General features: G+C 60.0%; 15 protein-coding genes. 5 read left to right on the top strand and 10 right to left on the bottom strand.

Features of this window, described 5'->3' with window-relative positions:
- The first annotated feature begins 277 nt into the window (after positions 1 to 277).
- Positions 278 to 826, top strand: coding sequence for an NAD(P)H-dependent oxidoreductase (locus D0Y60_RS04300; RefSeq protein WP_117367179.1), 549 nt, complete (start codon positions 278 to 280; stop codon positions 824 to 826).
- Between the two features lie 335 nt (positions 827 to 1,161).
- Here D0Y60_RS04300 and D0Y60_RS04290 read toward each other — a convergent pair whose 3' ends face one another.
- From D0Y60_RS04290 to D0Y60_RS04270, 4 genes are all read right to left on the bottom strand, one after another.
- Positions 1,162 to 1,887: a Crp/Fnr family transcriptional regulator gene (locus tag D0Y60_RS04290; protein WP_117367176.1), complete on the bottom strand. Its 726-nt coding sequence runs from the start codon at positions 1,885 to 1,887 to the stop codon at positions 1,162 to 1,164.
- 183 nt (positions 1,888 to 2,070) lie between these two features.
- Positions 2,071 to 2,667 (bottom strand): general stress protein, encoded by a 597-nt coding sequence (locus tag D0Y60_RS04285; RefSeq protein WP_117367174.1) that lies wholly within the window; start codon positions 2,665 to 2,667, stop codon positions 2,071 to 2,073.
- Between the two features lie 12 nt (positions 2,668 to 2,679).
- Positions 2,680 to 2,997: a PepSY domain-containing protein gene (locus tag D0Y60_RS04280; RefSeq protein WP_117367172.1), complete on the bottom strand. Its 318-nt coding sequence runs from the start codon at positions 2,995 to 2,997 to the stop codon at positions 2,680 to 2,682.
- Between the two features lie 828 nt (positions 2,998 to 3,825).
- Positions 3,826 to 4,335: a sigma-70 family RNA polymerase sigma factor gene (locus D0Y60_RS04270; protein WP_117367168.1), complete on the bottom strand. Its 510-nt coding sequence runs from the start codon at positions 4,333 to 4,335 to the stop codon at positions 3,826 to 3,828.
- 136 nt (positions 4,336 to 4,471) lie between these two features.
- On the opposite strand from D0Y60_RS04270, the gene D0Y60_RS04265 reads away from it, so the two are divergent.
- The gene (locus tag D0Y60_RS04265) at positions 4,472 to 4,702 is read left to right on the top strand and encodes a hypothetical protein (RefSeq protein WP_117367166.1); all 231 of its coding nucleotides are present in this window, start codon (positions 4,472 to 4,474) and stop codon (positions 4,700 to 4,702) included.
- Here the strand turns inward: D0Y60_RS04265 and D0Y60_RS04260 are convergent.
- From D0Y60_RS04260 to D0Y60_RS04240, 5 genes are all read right to left on the bottom strand, one after another.
- Positions 4,695 to 5,426 (bottom strand): Crp/Fnr family transcriptional regulator, encoded by a 732-nt coding sequence (locus D0Y60_RS04260; protein WP_117367164.1) that lies wholly within the window; start codon positions 5,424 to 5,426, stop codon positions 4,695 to 4,697. The two genes, D0Y60_RS04265 and D0Y60_RS04260, sit on opposite strands and share 8 nt — an antisense overlap.
- A 222-nt stretch (positions 5,427 to 5,648) precedes the next feature.
- Positions 5,649 to 5,897 carry a hypothetical protein gene (locus tag D0Y60_RS04255; protein ID WP_117367162.1) on the bottom strand — a complete coding sequence of 83 codons (249 nt, stop codon included), beginning with the start codon at positions 5,895 to 5,897 and terminating at the stop codon, positions 5,649 to 5,651.
- Positions 5,898 to 6,069: 172 nt separating this feature from the next.
- Entirely contained in the window at positions 6,070 to 6,612 is a 543-nt protein-coding gene (locus tag D0Y60_RS04250) for a DNA-3-methyladenine glycosylase (protein WP_117367160.1), read from the bottom strand.
- Positions 6,605 to 7,327: a DUF72 domain-containing protein gene (locus tag D0Y60_RS04245; RefSeq protein ID WP_117367158.1), complete on the bottom strand. Its 723-nt coding sequence runs from the start codon at positions 7,325 to 7,327 to the stop codon at positions 6,605 to 6,607. The genes D0Y60_RS04250 and D0Y60_RS04245 overlap by 8 nt, the downstream gene beginning before the upstream one ends.
- On the bottom strand, positions 7,327 to 8,052 hold the full coding sequence (locus D0Y60_RS04240) for an endonuclease/exonuclease/phosphatase family protein (protein WP_117367156.1): 726 nt from the start codon (positions 8,050 to 8,052) through the stop codon (positions 7,327 to 7,329). Before D0Y60_RS04240 ends, D0Y60_RS04245 begins: the two co-directional genes overlap by 1 nt.
- Positions 8,053 to 8,137: 85 nt before the next feature.
- On the opposite strand from D0Y60_RS04240, the gene D0Y60_RS04235 reads away from it, so the two are divergent.
- On the top strand, positions 8,138 to 9,070 hold the full coding sequence (locus D0Y60_RS04235) for a lysylphosphatidylglycerol synthase domain-containing protein (RefSeq protein ID WP_117367154.1): 933 nt from the start codon (positions 8,138 to 8,140) through the stop codon (positions 9,068 to 9,070).
- Here D0Y60_RS04235 and D0Y60_RS04230 read toward each other — a convergent pair.
- Positions 8,968 to 10,521: a phospholipase D-like domain-containing protein gene (locus D0Y60_RS04230; RefSeq protein WP_147324492.1), complete on the bottom strand. Its 1,554-nt coding sequence runs from the start codon at positions 10,519 to 10,521 to the stop codon at positions 8,968 to 8,970. The two genes, D0Y60_RS04235 and D0Y60_RS04230, sit on opposite strands and share 103 nt — an antisense overlap.
- Positions 10,522 to 10,672: 151 nt before the next feature.
- Here D0Y60_RS04230 and D0Y60_RS04225 point away from each other — a divergent pair, with 151 nt between their 5' ends.
- Both D0Y60_RS04225 and ligD read left to right on the top strand, forming a co-directional pair.
- Positions 10,673 to 11,509, top strand: a complete 837-nt coding sequence (locus D0Y60_RS04225; RefSeq protein WP_117367150.1) for a Ku protein — start codon at positions 10,673 to 10,675, stop codon at positions 11,507 to 11,509.
- A gap of 2 nt (positions 11,510 to 11,511) precedes the next feature.
- The gene (gene ligD, locus D0Y60_RS04220; RefSeq protein ID WP_117368352.1) at positions 11,512 to 14,061 is read left to right on the top strand and encodes a DNA ligase D; all 2,550 of its coding nucleotides are present in this window, start codon (positions 11,512 to 11,514) and stop codon (positions 14,059 to 14,061) included.

The following is a 14,061-nucleotide window of genomic DNA, read 5'->3' as shown; positions in this document are numbered from 1 at the left end:
GGCCTGCACGCGTCATCGAGCAGGCCCACATCCACTCAGAAACGGTCCGGGGTCGCAAACGCGCTCCCGGATCTTTGATATTCGGTGTTGGCGACACCGGAAGACGGGGATGGCCGGGCGGGCGAGCGCACACGTCACCTTCGCACAACGACGGCGCCACCGGTTTGGATCGCGGTCCATCCGTTCACCTTGGTCTTACGCGAGAACCGCATATTCAGTGTTGAGTTTTCCCTGGTGAAGGACGAGGATCAGCTGTCCATTCAGCTTGGAGTTCCCCATGACCTCAGTAGCAGTTCTCGTCGGCAGCCTCCGCAAGGAATCCTTCAGCCGCAAGATAGCCAAGGCCCTAGCCGCGCTGACGCCCAGCCTGACTTTCGACTTTCTCGATATCGGCGCGGTCTCGTATTTCAACCAGGACCTCGAGGCGTCCCCGCCTGCGGACTGGACGACGTTCCGCAATGCGATTTCGGCCGCAGATGCCGTGCTTTTTGTCACTGCCGAATACAATCGTTCGGTCCCCGGCGTGTTGAAAAACGCAATCGACGTCGCGTCGCGGCCCTATGGCCAAGGCGCCCTGGCCGGCAAACCGGCCGCAATCATCTCGACCTCGATCGGCGCAATCGGCGGCTTCGGCGCCAATCACCATCTGCGGCAATCGCTTAGCTTCCTGAACATGCCGGTGCTTGGACAGCCCGAGGCTTATATCGGCGGCAGCGGCGGATTGTTCGACGAGGGTGGCCAGCTGACGAACGACGGTACGCGGGATTTCCTGGTCAATTTCGGGAAGGCGTTTGAGGCGCATATTGCGCGCAACTTGCCGCGATGAGATCATCGCGTTTCCGAATGTAGAAAGCCCCGCGACACTTCTGTCAGCGGGGCTTTGTTGTTTAGTTTCAGAAGGCCGGCCCAGTCTTCGGAGCGGAATTCGCGAACGAGCAGGGCGACAAAGCCGACATGTTCATCAAACGCGTGCCGACCGCCTGAAGAGATACAGCTCGAAGAGCAGCCGAATATTGAACAAATACTCAATCTCCTCCGCCGTCAGCTGCAGAAACACCGCACCTCGATGTGAAAGGATCTTTAGCAGCCCTCTTTTTGAGGTTGATAGGTCTCGATCTCGCGCTTCGCCTCGGTATTTCTGCGAGGTTCATTCAAATAATTTCAAAAACTTCTGAAAAGATCGCCCATCAAGCGCCTATACTCCGCCTCTGGCCTGCCATAACAGTCACGCGCGAAATCCTCGAGGGCCGCGCGATCGCGGATAACGACGCTGCCTCGGAGAGAACGGATGAGGCCTTCACCTTCTAAGACATGCAGCGCCGTCGTTACGCTAGGTCGCCTCACGCCAAGCAGAACCGAGAGGAGTTCGTGCGTGACGGCCATCTCGTCGCTTCTCGAGCGGTCGTGGCACATGAGGAGCCAGCGGGCGAGGCGCTCGTTGACTTCGTGCACCGCGTTCGACACCGCTGTATGCGCCAGTTGAACGGCGAAACCTTCCATCGATCTGTTCATGATATGAACGAAGGGCTTGCTCTGTTCCATCCATCGACGGAAATCGTCGAACTCCATGCTGTACCCTTCGGCATCGATCTGGATTGTGACGTCGTAGGAACTGATCCGTGCGCCTGTCACCGCAGCAGTCGGGATATATCCGTCGAAGCCGAATATGCCTGCTTCCGCGCGCCGACCTTGCGGCGTCATGATCACTACGGACCCAATACCCGATGTGAGAAAATGAACAGCGTCGATCGGCTTGTCGCGATATGCAAGAGGTGTGCCCTTGGGGAAAACATGGTGCGTTATGTCAGGCGCCAACATCTGGAAATCGATATCCGGCAAGAGCTGCAGCAGGTTGTTGGCGGGTGCAGAGCGCAACGATGCGGTCATGGTCCCGCCTCCGTTTTTGGCCGAAGCTTTCGGCGTATCCCTCACCAGGGATGATGAAAGAACAAGCTTACGCCTTCTTGCCCGGGGAGCAAAGAGCCGTAGCAAACGTGTGCCGGAACGCAAGGAGGGCCGGCCCGTCTGATCGCGGGCCGGCCTTTTATTGAAAATGCAGTTGTTTGGCGGTCAACGCCGGTAGCGCAGGCGCTCCTGCTCGATTTCAGCGGGACCATACGGGTCGAGCGTTTCATCGAAGCGCGTCCAGCCCTGTTCGGCATAGGCAGCGCGCCGCGCGGTCGGATCGACCCAATTGGACTGGCGCAGGACCGCTTCGGCTTCGGGATAGAGGGCTTCCTCCACGCGGGCGGTCACTAGCGTGCCACCGCGGCGCACGCCTTCGGCATAGACATGTGCGTGCTCTTCCGGCACGCCGGATTCAGTCATAGCGCCGATGAGACCGCCTGCCGCACCACCGGCGACAGCCCCTGCGGCAGCACCGGCCGCTGTGGCGGCGAGCCAGCCGGCGGCGACCACGGGGCCGACGCCCGGGATGGCCATGATACCAAGACCGGTCAGGAGGCCGCCAACGCCGCCGACGGCTGCACCAATGCCCGCGCCGGTTCCGGCACCTTCGGCGGCATTCGTATCGCCAGTCGAGCGGTCGTTCACATTGTTGGAAACGATGCTTATATCATCCGAAGGAATGCCCCGCGCTTCAAGAGCGCTGACTGCAGCGCGCGCATCGGAGTAATCGTCAAAAAGTCCAGTAGCGGTTTTCTTCATGGGAATATCCTCTTAGTTGGCAACGATGTTGCCTTGGTAGTCGAGCGTGACGTTGATGGATTTTCCGTCCTTGGTCGCGGTGCCGCGCCAGACGCCCTTATCATCCAGCTTCAGGCCGGTGACGTCGGCGTAGCCCGCTTCGATGATGCGCTCCTTAGCCTGTTCCTCAGTGAAGCTGTTTGCGCCTTCGACCGGCGCGGTAGCGTTCTTGTCGTCAGGGGTAGCAATCGCCGGTGTATCGCCGTCGGTGGCAGGTGCCGTGGAGGTCTGCGCGAAGGCGCCAAGGGTCGATGCGCCGACAAATGCGGCGGCGAGCAATAGCTTTTTCATGATGTCTCCTCGTTTTCAGCCTTTGAAGGCAAGGAGCAAACCAGTCTAAGGGCGTTTGGTTCCTCGGAACGTTTAGAAATGTAAAATAAATTCAGCCTGATGCTGGAATCTTTCAATCGGCAACGACCATCTGCCGCACTATTCTTGCGAACGCGCGTAAGGGACTCTATCGACCTATTTCGCTCGAGCGCAAAAATATTTAACGTCTAAACGGCTCGGTTCGCTTGCGCGGATTGTTGTTTTGCCCGGACTGGAGTCGCGCTCCCTACCCGGCGGTCGATCGGATTCAGGCTCCGGCTCCGCGAGTATCTATTGCGCCATCACATTTGTGCGCCGACCTAGCGGAAGTTTATTCGACCTTGAGAATATTGCTGCAAAAGAGGCTAAATGGCGCGAGCGATCAGGTTTGCAACGCTGAAAGGGCGAACCGGCTTTGGCTAGACGCCGTCCCTTGTATAGAACATACGGGCTGACGCTTCTATGATCGTCCGATGCTTGAGTGGATCGAAAGTGACGGCCGGGAAAGTCTCGAAAAGATACTTGGCGAAACTTTCTCTGGCCTCCGCCGATGAATCGAACCAAGATTGCGACGTGAGTTCGTCAAAGACTGACTTCAATGCACCCAACTCGTGAGGTTCGTAGGTTCCCTTGGAAGTGTAGCTGCCCACACCCGCCTCCTCTTTGCGACGGACATGAGTCTAAGAGCGGGCAGACGCAATTCAAAGCGAGAAAATGGTACGAAATCGTACGGCCCTTAATCCATCCCCTCGCGGTCGAGATCGCGCCAACGCCCGCGATGACATTGATCCTGCAGGAGCGAAAGCATGATTATGCACCCGGGCGACCAATCTCGTCCTCAAGCATCTTGCGTGCGCGGTTTACCCGGCTTTTCACGGTGCCGATCTCGCAGGCACACAGTCGCGCCGCATCGATATAGCTGACACCCATCGCAACGAGCAGCAACGTACGGCGCGAACGCGGCGGGATTCTGCTCAGGGCACGGCGCAGTTCACTTCGGCGAACTGCCCATTCCTGCGGGGCCGTGATGCTGCCGCGTTCGAAAATCCCTTCATCCAGTCCCACGGGCTCCCGGCAGCGCCGGCGATACTCCGTATTGAAGCTGTTTCGCATGATCGTAAAAAGCCACGAACGGAGCTTCGTATCCGGATGAAACTGGTGTGCAGATCGAAGCGCGCGCATGACTGTTTCTTGAATCAAATCCTCGCGGTCGGTCGCAGAGCGGGTGAGCTGCTGGGCAAACCGCTTTAGCGCAGGCAACTGAGATTCAATTCCATCGTGAACCGTCTGGGTAACGGGCTCGGAAACCAACGCGTCCATTCATTCCTCCATTTCGAAGGAAACGAGACGGCGTGATCGAGGTTGCGGTACGATATCGTACAGATGCAGAGGAAGAAAATGGAACACTTGGCGGCTTCGCCGGTCTCTATGAAAGCAATGACGCTACGAGGCGACCATGACCCATTACTTTTTTCACATCTGCAGCCGCACGGAACGGATAGAGGATCGCGAAGGCGCGGATTTCACCACGCTGGAGGCGGCCCTCGTCGAAGCCCACTTTGCGGCCCGCGAGATTCTAGCCGAGGAGTTGCGCAAGGGACATGTCGATAAAACGCGCCTGTTCGAGATTGTCGATGACGAGGGGCAAGTGGTGGCGTGCCTACCCTTTCAGGAGGCGATCAACTAGCGGGCCGCGAGACAACAGCTCCGATGAGTCGCTCGTATTCCCTCTCACATTCGCCATAGGCATCTCGCGCAAAAGCCTCGAGGCCGGCCCTGTTGCGCACGCTGACGACACCGCGCTCAGAATAGATGAGCTTCTTTCCTTCCAGCACGTGAAGGGCGGTCGTGACGCTGGGGCGCCGCACCGCGAGCATGATCGACATGAATTCATGGGTCAGGCTGATATTCGAACCGTCCACCCGGTCGTGGCACATCAATATCCATCGCGCGAGTCGCTCGTCGATATGGTGCACGGCATTGGAAAGCGCCGTGTAGGCCTGCTGTACGGCCAGTGCCTGCGTGTAGCGGGAAAGAAGCTTGTGCACCTCGCGATCCTCGGCCAGAATCGCTTTCAGGTCCGCAACAGAGATTCGGCAGGCCTCGCCCGGCATCTGCATATGGATCGAGAAGGGATCGGCGTCGGCATCGAGGATAGCCGATACCGGGCACATGCCATCGCGTCCGATGATCCCGATTTCGCTATGCTGCCCCTCTGGAGACCGGATGACGACCGATGCGATCCCGCTCTCGAAGAAATAGGCATGTTCCATCGGCTGATGGGGCGAGGAAAGCTTATGTGAACGAGGAAGCCCCACGCGCTCCAACCGCACGGCGAACCGTTGCTGGCTCGGTACCGGTAAACGCCTTAGCAGGGTGTTTCGAAACCTGCCCTGGCATATGTCATCCATCCAACAATCCTATGCGGTTCAGCGACCGCATATCCGCCAAAGGCTTCGGTCTCTCCTAAAGTCAATGGCTGTCCATCTATGGCCATAAAATCGGTGACACAACCCGGCGTGTGGCGTCGGTACGGAAGCGGACGGAAATGAAAATATGCGCAAGCGAAAAGGCCGGCGCACCGGTTCGCCCGCTTTTTGCTGCCTCACCGGCAGTAAGGCCTTGCTTCCGGTTCACAGCTCCTGTGAGCCATGCGGAATTGCCTCGAGAACCAATCGGAAAGTAACGATGGGCACACGGTTGGCGTCCTGCAATTCGACGGAGATACTGTCCACCGGCTCGCTCGGCAGGCCATCGACTGCCATCTCGGCCAGAAGCGTCCTTGCTTCTTCTTTGGCCTTCTCGATATCCACAAACTCAAAGCCGCGATCGGGCTGCAACACACCATCCTGATCCTGAATCTTGAAATAGTATCGTTCCATTGTCGCCTCCCGACTTGAGCGCACAATGTCGAAGCCAGGCAAACGTTCCGCTGTAAGCACGCCCTGCAAACCATCTGATCCGGGGTATCGTAAACCAGCGGATACTTTGGCCGGGAGCGATGGAACGACCTTTACCGCGGAAACGGAGATCAAGGGACCAAAGGGGTGCGGGTCAGATTGCCCGGCTTAGATAGCGGGATCCCTTGATGGCGAAGCGCCACGGGCGTTCGGCAGCCTTGCTGATGCCGATGCGCTTACCGCTTGCCGATACCGGCAGTTCAGACGGCGGTGTCAGAGAAAATGGATCGGCGAGAACCGACAATCCGTTCAATTCCCTGTTGATGGCGAGCGCCTTGCACAGATTGCCTGGGCCGGCGCAGAGTTTGCGCGGCTCGCCGATCGCCCGCCGCTCCATCATCGTTTCAAGCCCATGCGTCGGCTCCAGCGCGCGGATGAGAACGGCGCTGCCGCGTTCGCACACGATATTGAAGCACCAATGCAGGCCATAGGATCGATAGATATAGACCCGGCCCGGTTCGCCGAACATCGCCGCGTTTCCGGCGGTCTGCCCCCGAAAACTGTGCGACGCCTCGTCGTCTTGCCGGTAGGCCTCGGTTTCCACGATGAGCCCGCCGATGCCATTTACCAGCATACGGGCGCCGAGAAGACCGGCAGCGACGGTGACGACGTCGCGGGCGAAGAAATGCTCATCCATCCTGCCGGTCCGTCACATAATCCCGCATCGCCAGTGCATTTTCGATGGCGGCGCCGGAGGCTGTGTTATCGAAGACGCACCACGTCTCACCACCGAGATGCTTTGCAAAAGTGCCGATTTCTGCGTCGCTGTAGCTGGAATAATAAATTTGGGGGGTGCCGTGCAATCGGACATATCCGGGCATCTCGCGAAAATCGGATAGCGGCCAGACGGGTGCCGGATCGGCCAGAACGCGATCGATGGCGTATTCCTGGAGAAGCGTGTGTGCGGCAGGGGATGCCCAGCTCTTGTGGCGTGGCTCGATCACCAGCGCGCCCGAGAAGATGCGGCGCATCGACGAGAAGGCCTTCTCCACTTCGTCGGCGTCGAATCTGAGACTTGGTGGCAATTGACACAGCAAGGGACCCAGCTTGTCCTCCAGCATAAACACCTCGTCCACGAAGATATCGAAGAGCGGGCCAATGTTTCGCAGACGCGCTTCATGCGTGATTTCGCGCGAAATCTTCACCGCGAAACGGAAATGCTCCGGGACCGCGCTTGCCCAACGCTCGAACGTCTTCTTCTGGTGATGGCGATAGAAGGTGGAATTGATCTCTACGCCATTGAAAACAGCGGCATAGCGTTCGAGGCCGCTGCCCGTTTCGGGAAAGCGGTTGGCGACCTTCTTGGGGATCGACCATGCCGCCGTCGCGATGAAAGGACCGGTCTGTCGCATCACCCGATCTCCAGGTCGGCACAAAGCGGCAGGTGGTCGGATGCCCGGCGGGCAAGCGGCGTGTTGTGGACGAAGGTCCGGCTTGCGGTAACCCCTGCACCGATGAAGATGTGGTCGATGCGCAGCAAAGGCAGGCGGGAGGGAAAAGTCGCGGCGGGCCGCCCGCCGGCATCGATCTGCGCATCCCGAAGGCGTCGTAACAGCATGCGATAGGACGGCGAGCGGGAAATCGCGTTGAAATCGCCGGCGAGGATGACGCGCGCATCGTCAGGCATCGGCGCTGTGAGCCATCCCGGCCCGATCAGAGCCTCGGTCTGGCGCACTCGCTCGGCGCCGAGCAGGCCGAGATGGGTGACGAAGATCTGCAGCTTTACATCATCGACAGGAATCTCCACCCACAGTGCACCCCGCGGCTCGCCGCGCGAGGGAAGCCCATCGGCCTTGACGAGCCGGGTCGGCAGCGCCGTCAACAGCGCGTCGCCATAACGCTCCTCCTCAAGATGCAGGGCTGGGTGGAAGTGCGAAACCATGCTGAGATGGTTGGCAATGGTCTGCGCCTGGTCGATGCCGCCGCTACGCGCCCGTGCGACGTCCACCTCCTGCAACGCGACGATATCGGCCTCGCATTCGGCGATGACCGCGGCGATGCGCCCGGGATCGAGCTTCCTGTCCGTGCCGAAGCAACTGTGCACGTTGTACGTCATGATCCTCAGCCGCCTGCCCATGCCTTCCTCTTGTCGTTTCTGACGTCTCGGGAACACAAAAGCCCGGTTTTCGTTCCGCACCGACAGAACGGTAAGGATCCGCCGCATGAAACGAACTCATATCCTCCACGCGCTCATCGCCCTTGCGGTTCTCGTCGCAGGATGGCTGATCTATCGAACGCTGTCACAATATTCCTGGGAGGATATCAGCAACTCAGTCGCTTCCATTCCCAAGGGGAACTTCGCCTTGGCGCTCGGCTTCGCGGCCTGCTCCTATCTCTGCCTCACAGTCTTCGATTTTCTGGCGCTGCGCTATGTCGGCAAGCCGCTTTCCTATCCGCGCGCGGCACTGGCCTCCTTCACAAGCCTTGCCATCGGCCACAATGTGGGGGTCGCGGCGCTTAGCAGCGGCGCGGTGCGGTATCGGTTCTATTCCCGCTGGGGCCTCGATTCCGAAGAGATCGCCAAGCTGATCGTCTTTTGCGGCGTGACCGTCGGGCTGGGGCTGATCACCCTGGCCGGACTTTGCCTCATCCTGCTTCCCGGCACCGCGGGAAAGATCGCCGGGCTTGGAGCCACCGCGTCCGCCGCTCTCGGCGTGGCCTGCCTGGTGGTCGGAGCTGTCTATGTGGCGCTCTCCGCATTCCTGCGTGGCGAACTGAAGGTCCGCAGCTGGCGGTTCAAGCTGCCGCCGCTGCGCCTTGCCGTCTTGCAGATTCTGGTCGGTACGGTCAATTTCGCCTTCGTCGCCGCATGCCTGAATCAGCTTTTGAACGGCGAGGTTGGCTACATGGAAACGACTGCCGCCTATGTGGTGGGCAATCTAACCGCGTTGGTCAGCCATGTCCCCGGTGGGCTTGGCGTGCTGGAAGCGACGATCGGCTTCCTGCTTGGCGGTTCGGCCTCAATCGGCGCGCTGATCGCCTTCCGCGTCGTCTATTTCTTCATTCCGCTGCCGCTTGGGGTCGTTTTGCTGCTTGCCAGCGAGGCTTTGTTGGCACCGAACGCCGAAGCAGGATTGCGTAAGGGCGCAAGCTGACGGTTCAGAAACCTTCGCGTTGCGGCCGTCCAGGCCGAAATCGGCCACCAGGGTCCGATAGGATCGACGATGCCGGTTCCCATGACCGCAGTAACCGCGCCCTTGCCCGCCGCATCGCGAAAGGGCCTGAGCCCGCGCTGACGTGTATTGAACGCGTCGATTGTTCGGCCCAACGCTTGTTCCGCACCAACCGCAGCCGCAAAGCTAGCAGGATCCGTGTCGAGATGTTCGGCGAGCAGACGGTTCCGCAGGGCAAGAATGCGATGGCGCTCGGCATCGGTACGCGCCTCGACGGCGATGTCGAGCTCGGTATCCAATCCCTCGCTGCGCTGGTTGAGATTGGAGGAGCCGATGCGCAGGAATGTGTCGTCGACGATCACCAGCTTGGAGTGAATGACGATCTCCTGCTCCGTGCCATCGGGTTTCGGCACGACAGGGTAGAACGCTCGCATGCGGCCATACTTATCGCACTGGCTCAGGCGACGGATGAAACGATCGCGGTTCGCGCCGAGCACGAGGCGCTCGATCGTGCCGTGCGAACTCAGTGTGGAGACCAGGACGACCTCGGGTCCATCCGGTTCGGAAAGCCGTTCACACAGCACGTCGCAGACCCGGCTCGACGCGAAATATTGGCTTTCGATATAGATATGGCGTCGCGCAGCCTTGAGCGCCGCGACGGTGAGGTCCATGGCCTCCGTCACGGGGGGGCGGCCGCGGATGGCAGGCTCCGTGCGCGCGAAGGCGACCTCCACATTCGTCATCATCTCCGTTGCACCATCCAGACGGATTTGCGCCGCAGGCACGATTGGCGGAATGGCCTCATCCGTGGCGAAAAGCCAGCGGCGGCGGGCTATATCCCCCGCAAGGCGCGCCGCTTCGCCCTCAAGCACCACCTGCATATCATGCACCGGTTCGTAAGGTGTGCCGGAAGGAAGTTTGCGTCTGGGATCGTCGACAAGGTGCTCGCTCGTATCCCAACGCTTGGCGGTGAGATCGATGCCGCCAACGAAGGCGACCGTGTCGTCCACGACGACAAACTTCTGGTGATGAGAACCACGGATTGGATGGCGACTATCGAAGGTAAGCACGATGCGCGGATGGGACGACCAGCGGCGCCTGCGGAACATCTTCAGCGACTTACCGGAATAGATTGGTCCCATAGCCCACACGAGCACACGGATCGTCAGGGACGGCCGCTCCTCCACGAGCTTCAGCAGGAAGGCGCCGAGCTTCTGGGATTGCGGCACGCCAGGCTGCATCGGTATATCCGGATTGAAATCCCAGCCAACGATCCATATCTCTCGGCGCGCCTGCGCCAGAACACCCTCAAGCGCTTGAAAATAAGCCTGCCCATCCACGAGCACGTCAAGGCGCCCGGCTTTTGCTGTGCGCCAGACATTTTGTCCGGGTTGGATGATCGCAGGGTTTGTACCGACCTCTGGAACGCGCAATGGGGTCTCTTCGCTTCGCACTGTCTGCCGCCTGTCTGTTTGCTTCCACAGCGCGGAAATTCACGGCACCGTCTTTGGTTCCGGTCGTGTGCCGGCATCGGAACATTTGGTGCCCGCTGGCATTCCCTCGTTTTGAAGCGGGAGAACGAGCTTGGCGCCGAGAGCGAACTGGAAGGGCTTTCTGAAAGTGGGCGAACTGGTGTGTCCGGTTGCTCTCTATACCGCGGCATCGACCAGCGACCGTATCGCCTTTCATATGCTCAACCGAAAGACCGGCCACAGGCTGCACCGGGAGTTCGTTGATAGCGAAACGGGCAAAGTGGTGGAACGAGAAGATCAGGTGAAGGGCTACGAAGCGGGTGAGAACGACTATATCGCGCTTGATCCTCAGGAAATCGCCGCCGCGATTCCCGAGAGCGACAAGACGCTGGAGATCGACGCCTTCATTGCCTGCAACGACATAGACGACCTCTATTTCGACAAGCCCTATTACCTGGCGCCTTCCGACCCGCATGGAGCAGAAGCCTTTGCATTGATTCGTGAAGGCATGAAGGCGAAGAAGGTGGCAGCGGTAGCCGAAACCGTTCTCTTCCGCCGGGTCCGCACCCTTCTCATACGCCCCGACGGCGAGGGCCTCATCGCAACCACGCTTAATTATGATTACGAGGTCCGTTCGGCTGAGGAGGCCTTTTCCGATATCCCTGCTCTCAAGCTCAAGGGCGAGATGCTAGAGCTTGCCGAACACATTATCAAAACGAAGAGTGGTCGTTTCGATCCGAAGAAATTCGACGACCGCTACGATGCCGCGCTGGCAGAGGTGGTAAAAGCCAAAATCGAAGGCCGCAAGATCAAACCCGTCAAACCCAAGGCCGAAGGCAAGGTCATTGACCTCATGGAAGCACTGCGGCAAAGCGCTGCGAAGGATGGCAAACCGGCCAGGGGCAAGACGAAGAAATCCGCGGCGGCGGGCCGTCGCAAGGCAGGTTGACCGTGGCGACCCTGGACTCCTACCGACAGAAACGGAACTTTAAATCCACCTCCGAGCCGCGTGGCCGTAAGGCTCGCAAGAGCGGCCAAAGCTTCGTTATCCAGAAGCACGACGCGACGCGTCTTCACTACGATTTCCGTCTCGAAATGGACGGCGTTCTCAAGAGCTGGGCCGTCACGCGCGGCCCAAGTCTCGCGCCGACGGAAAAGCGGCTGGCTGTGCATGTCGAAGATCATCCGCTCGCCTATGGGGATTTCGAAGGCACCATACCCAAAGGGGAATATGGCGGCGGCACCGTCATCGTCTGGGACCGCGGCACCTGGAAGCCTATTGGCGACGCGCGAAAGGCCTATGCCAAGGGACATCTGGAATTTACGCTCGACGGCGAGAAGCTGCACGGCCGCTGGCATCTCGTGCGCATGCAGGGCAAGCCCGGCGAGAAGCGGGAAAATTGGCTGCTGATCAAGGGCGACGACGAATTCGCGGTCGAGGGCGAAGACAACCTGCTTGAAGAGCGACCTGAATCGGTAAAGACGGGGCGGGACATCGAAGACGTCGCGGGGGAGGAGCCCGGCTGGTCTTCAAAGACGGGCCGCATCAGAAAACCCTCGAAGAAAAAAGCCGAACCGACGGCGCAAAAGCAGGAAGAGGCTACTGTTAAGGCACCCGATCCCTCCGGCATCAAGGGTGCACGCAAAGCCAGGCTGCCCGATTTCCTGCCGCCGACATTGGCGACGCTCGCCACCGCGCCGCCGACCGGCGACCGCTGGCTGCACGAAATCAAGTTCGACGGCTATCGCCTCCAGGCCCGTATTGAGGCCGGGCGCGTCAAACTTCTAACCCGCAGCGGACTGGATTGGACGAAGAAGTTCGGCAAGACCGTGGTGTCGGCACTTGCCGAGCTGCCGATTGGCTCCGCGCTCATTGACGGCGAGCTCGTGGTGGAGACCGGCGCTGGCGCATCCGACTTTTCCGCTCTTCAGGCCGATCTCAGCGCCGGGCGTGACGACCGTTTCACTTTCTATCTCTTCGACCTCCTTCATCTCGACGGTTATGATCTGACCCGCCTGCCGTTGGAAACACGCAAGGCCCTTCTCGAAAAGCTGGTGCCCGGAATATCCGGCATTCTTCGTTACAGTGGCCATTTCGATGAGAACGGAGCGCTCGTGCTGCGCCATGCCTGCCGTCTCAGCCTTGAAGGTGTCGTCTCCAAGCTGCGGGACGCGCCCTACCGCGAAGGCCGTAGCAAGAGCTGGGTAAAGTCGAAATGCTCGGCTCGGCAGGAGTTCGTCATCGGTGGCTATGTGCCGTCCACCGTCTCGCGTCAGGCCATCGGCTCACTCGTTCTCGGCGTCCACAAAAACGATAGGCTTGAGCCCGTCGGGCGTGTCGGCACCGGTTTTTCTGCCGCTGTCGCTGCCGATCTCTTCAAGCGCCTCTCGCGCATGCGCACAGACGAAAGCCCTTTTGGCCGCAAGTTGACCGCGGATGAAGCTCGGCAGGTGCGTTATGTGCGGCCGGAACTGGTTGCCGAAGTGGAATACCGCGCCTGGACGGGTGACGGGCATTTGCGCCATGCTTCCTTCCGCGGCTTGCGGGAGGACAAGCCTGCCAGGGAGGTTGTCGCCGAGATGCCGAAGTCTAAGACCGCCGCCGCGCCGAAAGCTGAAAAACAGCCGCGCCGCACCGTGCGTCTCACCCACCCCGACCGGGTCTATTGGCCAGACGAGGGTGTCACCAAGGAAGGTCTTGCCGACTACTATTGCGAAGTCTGGCGCTATATCGCGCCACATATCGTTGGCAGGCCCCTCGCCCTCCTGCGCGCGCCGACCGGCATTGAGGGGCAGACCTTTTTTCAGAAACATGCCTGGAAAGGCATCAATGCCAAGATCATTGAGGTGCGGGACCCTGCGGAAAAAGACGAGGAGCCCTATGTCGCGATCGAGGATCTTGACGGGCTGATGGGCCTTGTGCAGTCGGCCGTTCTGGAAATCCACCCCTGGGGCTCGACGCTCGCCGACTGGGAGCGGCCCGATCGCATCATCATGGACCTCGATCCCGGTGAGGGGGTCGAATGGCAGGCCGTAATAGACGCGGCCGAGGAAACCCGCATGCGCTTGGAAGCAGCCGGGCTCGCGACATTCGTCAAGACCTCCGGCGGCAAGGGCCTGCATGTGTGCGCACCGCTGAAACCCTCGGCGCGCTGGCCAGCCATCAAAACTTTCTGCAAGGCGATCGCCGATGCCATGGCGAAAGACAACCCGGACAAATATGTCTCGACCATCACCAAGTCGAAGCGGCGCGGAAAGATCCTCATCGACTACCTGCGCAACCAGCGCGGCATGACAGCGGTGGCGCCCTATTCCACCCGCGCCCGTCCAGGCGCAGCCGTGTCTATGCCGCTCGCCTGGGACGAACTCAGCGCAAATGTCGGCCCTGCCTACTTCACCGTGGAGAATGCGCCAACGCGCCTTCGGACGCTGACCGCCGACCCTTGGGCAGATTTCACGACGTCAGCCCAGCCGCTGAAAGCCGGAAAGGCGAAAGGCTGA

This window comes from Shinella sp. WSJ-2 (assembly GCF_003432075.1).
In the GTDB taxonomy this organism is placed as follows: Bacteria; Pseudomonadota; Alphaproteobacteria; order Rhizobiales; family Rhizobiaceae; genus Shinella.
This window is presented reverse-complemented; position numbering and strand designations above follow the sequence as displayed.

Excerpts from the sequence above, each read along its gene's own strand:
- D0Y60_RS04300 (WP_117367179.1), top strand. The coding sequence starts at position 278 with ATGACCTCAGTAGCAGTTCTCGTCGGCAGCCTCCGCAAGGAATCCTTC.
- D0Y60_RS04290 (WP_117367176.1), bottom strand. The coding sequence starts at position 1,887 with ATGACCGCATCGTTGCGCTCTGCACCCGCCAACAACCTGCTGCAGCTC.
- D0Y60_RS04285 (WP_117367174.1), bottom strand. The coding sequence starts at position 2,667 with ATGAAGAAAACCGCTACTGGACTTTTTGACGATTACTCCGATGCGCGC.
- D0Y60_RS04280 (WP_117367172.1), bottom strand. The coding sequence starts at position 2,997 with ATGAAAAAGCTATTGCTCGCCGCCGCATTTGTCGGCGCATCGACCCTT.
- D0Y60_RS04270 (WP_117367168.1), bottom strand. The coding sequence starts at position 4,335 with ATGGACGCGTTGGTTTCCGAGCCCGTTACCCAGACGGTTCACGATGGA.
- D0Y60_RS04265 (WP_117367166.1), top strand. The coding sequence starts at position 4,472 with ATGACCCATTACTTTTTTCACATCTGCAGCCGCACGGAACGGATAGAG.
- D0Y60_RS04260 (WP_117367164.1), bottom strand. The coding sequence starts at position 5,426 with ATGGATGACATATGCCAGGGCAGGTTTCGAAACACCCTGCTAAGGCGT.
- D0Y60_RS04255 (WP_117367162.1), bottom strand. The coding sequence starts at position 5,897 with ATGGAACGATACTATTTCAAGATTCAGGATCAGGATGGTGTGTTGCAG.
- D0Y60_RS04250 (WP_117367160.1), bottom strand. The coding sequence starts at position 6,612 with ATGGATGAGCATTTCTTCGCCCGCGACGTCGTCACCGTCGCTGCCGGT.
- D0Y60_RS04245 (WP_117367158.1), bottom strand. The coding sequence starts at position 7,327 with ATGCGACAGACCGGTCCTTTCATCGCGACGGCGGCATGGTCGATCCCC.
- D0Y60_RS04240 (WP_117367156.1), bottom strand. The coding sequence starts at position 8,052 with ATGGGCAGGCGGCTGAGGATCATGACGTACAACGTGCACAGTTGCTTC.
- D0Y60_RS04235 (WP_117367154.1), top strand. The coding sequence starts at position 8,138 with ATGAAACGAACTCATATCCTCCACGCGCTCATCGCCCTTGCGGTTCTC.